Origin of the sequence: Ruegeria sp., assembly GCF_028066395.1 — a bacterium.
Lineage (GTDB): Bacteria > Pseudomonadota > Alphaproteobacteria > Rhodobacterales > Rhodobacteraceae > Ruegeria.
Window position 1 is genome coordinate 8,068 of sequence record NZ_JALCBM010000099.1, and the last position, 3,200, is coordinate 11,267.

Here is a 3,200-nt window from a genome sequence, read left to right on the forward strand (position 1 = left end):
GGAAAAACCAGTATGTGCTAAAATAAGGACGTGCCGCCCACGCAGGCAGAGTGGCATTGTGTCAAAAATGTGTCCATGAATCATTGGGAAATTGACTGTTCTCAGATTCGAAACATACGAATGTGTCGCTAAACCACTCGCGCCGTCATGTCGCGCAAGAACTGGTCTTTCATCAGGCTATTCCGTTCCGTTGAAACCCGTTTGACTTTCGTCTGGAACGAGAAGGGGCCATGGCCTGTCACACCGGCATGCGCCAGGATTCTCTCCAACGACGTTGCAGGATCGCCAGATATTTCTTCATAGTTTATTCTGAGCGGAGAAATACCCTCTGCCACAAACACCTTTTCCCAGTCATTTTGCATGTTGAGGATCATGTTTGTTTGATCCAGAATCTTTTGGGCGTCATAAGGGACATCTTGTATTTTCGCCTTGTTGTCGGGCGAACTGACCGACGTGTGAAAATAGCCTGATTGGTGTGCAATATACAGCGAAATTGCCTGAGACAGCACGTCCCGCCGGGTCAGCATGACAAACGTGGCGTCTTTTAGATACCGGTCAAAGATACCGGAGAAGTAAAGTGGAACGAATTGTTCAAAGCTTATGGTTGTCACGAACAAACCATCTGCCCCACTTTTTTCATTCACCTTACCCAGAAAATAGTCTTCGAAGCTCTTGGCGTCATACGCTTCTATGTCACGCTCTATATCACCTTGCGCCCAACGGAAATGGTCCCAAGTGTCGGCGATATTGTTGTCCGTTAAGAGGGAACATAGATAGGTGCTGCCCGACCGCGGTGTCTTGCAGATCAAGCACAGCTTTTTGTCGCCTAATTCAGAACCTTCGATAGACTCGAAAGGCGTACGTTCAGACACGTAATCAAGAACTCTAGACACATTGCAAGACTTGAAGAATTCTTCCAGTTTCGGCGCGCTAAGTTCGCTGGCAGGCTGGCGCCCAGATAGTAACTTCTTCATTAGCGGAAACTTGTTCTTCATAGCTAGCAACTTCGGTAGGTAATGGGCTGTGGCCTGTTCTCTGCACTATTGTCGAACATGCAGAATTCCACAACTCACAAATGACATTCCACAAACCAGAGGACGATTATTCACTCGTCAGAAAATACCCGAGAGCAGTTCAATCGATTGAAACATATGCTCTTTGTTCTCTTTCTTCCCAGCGCGACCGTCCACACTAGCAGGCTCCACATACGTAAGGCACAGGTCACCCATTTTCGAGAAAGCCCATGAAGCTCTGTGCGACGTTCATCGCTCTTGCGTGAAGGTCGCCGAGGTGAATGGCAGGGGCAGCAGGGTTCGAACCCGCGACCTACGGTTTTGGAGACCGTCGCTCTACCAACTGAGCTATACCCCTGTGGTGCGACCTCAGATATGCCAGTGGCGCGGCGGACTCAAGAGGCTTTTTCACTTTCTCGACCAGAACCCATCCGACAAATAAGTTGCGCCTGACGTGCAGTTCTTTAAGACAAGGTTCGGCCAGCAGAAGGATACCGCCCTTGAGCATCCGCAAGAAAATCGCCGACAGCGAAGCCATGTTGAACTGGCTGGCCCGACGCATCGCTGGTTACATCCGGCTGGTGCATCGCAACACGCGTTGGCAGCGGATCGGGTATGAGGAACTGGACACGCTGGCCGCACAGGGCGAACCGGTGATTGTTGTTTTGTGGCATCAACGTCTGGCCCAGTCGCCCTACTTCTTTCCTTTGGACAAGGGCCGGATCTGCTCGATAACCTCGGCCGCGCGGGCAGGCAGCATGGTGGGGCGGGTTCAAAAACTGTTCGGCATGGACACAATCGCCATGACCAGCCGCAAACGCCACGTTGCCCTCTCGCGCGAGGTCTTGGGCAAGATGAAACAGGGCGTCTCGATCGGCATTGCCGCCGACGGCCCACGCGGGCCGGAACGTGTTTCGTCAACCGTCCCGCTGGTCTGGGCACGCACCTCGGGCAAGCGGGTGTTCGGCATCACCTATTCGGCGCGACATGGGCGTGAGGCCGGCACCTGGGACCGCTTGCTGATGCCCCGCCCCTGGCGCAATGAAGGTGTGTTCCTGTGCCGGGAATGGACCGAAACCGTCCCTCGCAAGGCGACGGAGGAGCAGATCGAAGCTCTGCGCGTAAGCCTTGAGCAACATATGAACGACATCACCGCCGAGGCAGACCGGATGGTCGGGCGCGAGCCCTGGGGTGGGACCCCCTAAAGTCAGGGTCAGAAGCGTTCCTGTTGCAGGCTGACCATGCCGGAATTTGGGGTATCGGCGCTGTCGGATAGATCGGCGGCGTCAAAGCCGAAAACGCCGCTGGCCCCTTTTGACCCAAACCGCATGATCCGATAGCATTGCCCGGTGATCCTGTCCCGGATCAAAAGTTCGGGCCGACCTGACCGAGCGAGACATCCATCCCTGGGCGGGTCAGGGTTTCGCACCACGCAGCGACACGAACCGGTGCGCCGATGTAGTGCGACCCAGATTTCACTCTGAATCCATATCAGAAACGGCAAGGGGAGTTAAGGTTCCTCTTGTCCAACAGTGGGATCTGAGATTATTCGACGAATAATCTCGAACCGTGTGACCATCGAGCATATCACGAGCCCAAGTCACTCCTTGTCGCTGTCAGTGCAGGTGATTTGAAACCCGTTTACTTCGGTTTCCGTTTGCCAAGCCCCGCATCTTGTGGCCAAGAACAACTGCATCGAAAAAACAGCGAGAATACTCCCAATGATCGAACGTATCGAGACCGGTGAACGGTCGTCCAAAATTGTGAAGCACAACGGCGTCGCTTACCTCACCGGGCAAGTCGCCGAGGGTGAGACGATTCAAGATCAAGTTCGGACTTGTCTTGAAAAGATTGACGCCCTGCTTGAGAAAGCCGGTTCGTCGCGTGAAAAAATGTTGCGCGTGACGATTTGGCTGGCAGACATGCAGGATTTTGCAGGCCTGAATGAGGTTTGGAATACCTGGGTTCCCGCAGGACATGCGCCTGCCCGCGCATGTGGCGAGGCCAAACTGGCGCGACCAGAACTCAAGGTGGAGTTCATTGTAGATGCCGCTTATGAGTAGCGCGTCTTAGAACTGCTTTTGCGAACACTGGAAATCAGTTTTGACAAAAAAGGCCACCCCAGTTTGGGACGGCCTTCTTTAATCTCAACGATGTGCCGGGCTGAAGCCCGGCCTACCATGATTA

3 protein-coding genes and 1 tRNA gene are annotated in these 3,200 nt (G+C 53.8%); 2 read left to right on the forward strand and 2 right to left on the reverse strand.

Annotated elements, in window-relative coordinates; all coding sequences use genetic code 11:
* Positions 1 to 128 precede the first annotated feature (128 nt).
* Both MPJ51_RS20465 and MPJ51_RS20470 read right to left on the reverse strand, forming a co-directional pair.
* A complete protein-coding gene (locus tag MPJ51_RS20465; RefSeq protein ID WP_298390710.1) occupies positions 129 to 995 on the reverse strand; it encodes a Stf0 family sulfotransferase in 867 nt (288 codons plus the stop codon).
* Positions 996 to 1,295: 300 nt separating this feature from the next.
* Positions 1,296 to 1,371, reverse strand: a tRNA-Trp gene (locus MPJ51_RS20470).
* Positions 1,372 to 1,513: 142 nt separating this feature from the next.
* Between MPJ51_RS20470 and MPJ51_RS20475 the strand changes: the two genes are divergently transcribed.
* Together MPJ51_RS20475 and MPJ51_RS20480 are read left to right on the forward strand one after the other, a co-directional pair.
* Positions 1,514 to 2,218: a DUF374 domain-containing protein gene (locus MPJ51_RS20475; RefSeq protein ID WP_298390712.1), complete on the forward strand. Its 705-nt coding sequence runs from the start codon at positions 1,514 to 1,516 to the stop codon at positions 2,216 to 2,218.
* A gap of 516 nt (positions 2,219 to 2,734) precedes the next feature.
* Entirely contained in the window at positions 2,735 to 3,076 is a 342-nt protein-coding gene (locus MPJ51_RS20480; protein WP_298390714.1) for a RidA family protein, read from the forward strand.
* Positions 3,077 to 3,200: the final 124 nt, after the last annotated feature.

Bases quoted from the DNA above. Each gene is read 5' to 3' on its own strand.
- MPJ51_RS20480 (WP_298390714.1), top strand. From the start codon at position 2,735: ATGATCGAACGTATCGAGACCGGTGAACGGTCGTCCAAAATTGTGAAG.
- MPJ51_RS20465 (WP_298390710.1), bottom strand. From the start codon at position 995: ATGAAGAACAAGTTTCCGCTAATGAAGAAGTTACTATCTGGGCGCCAG.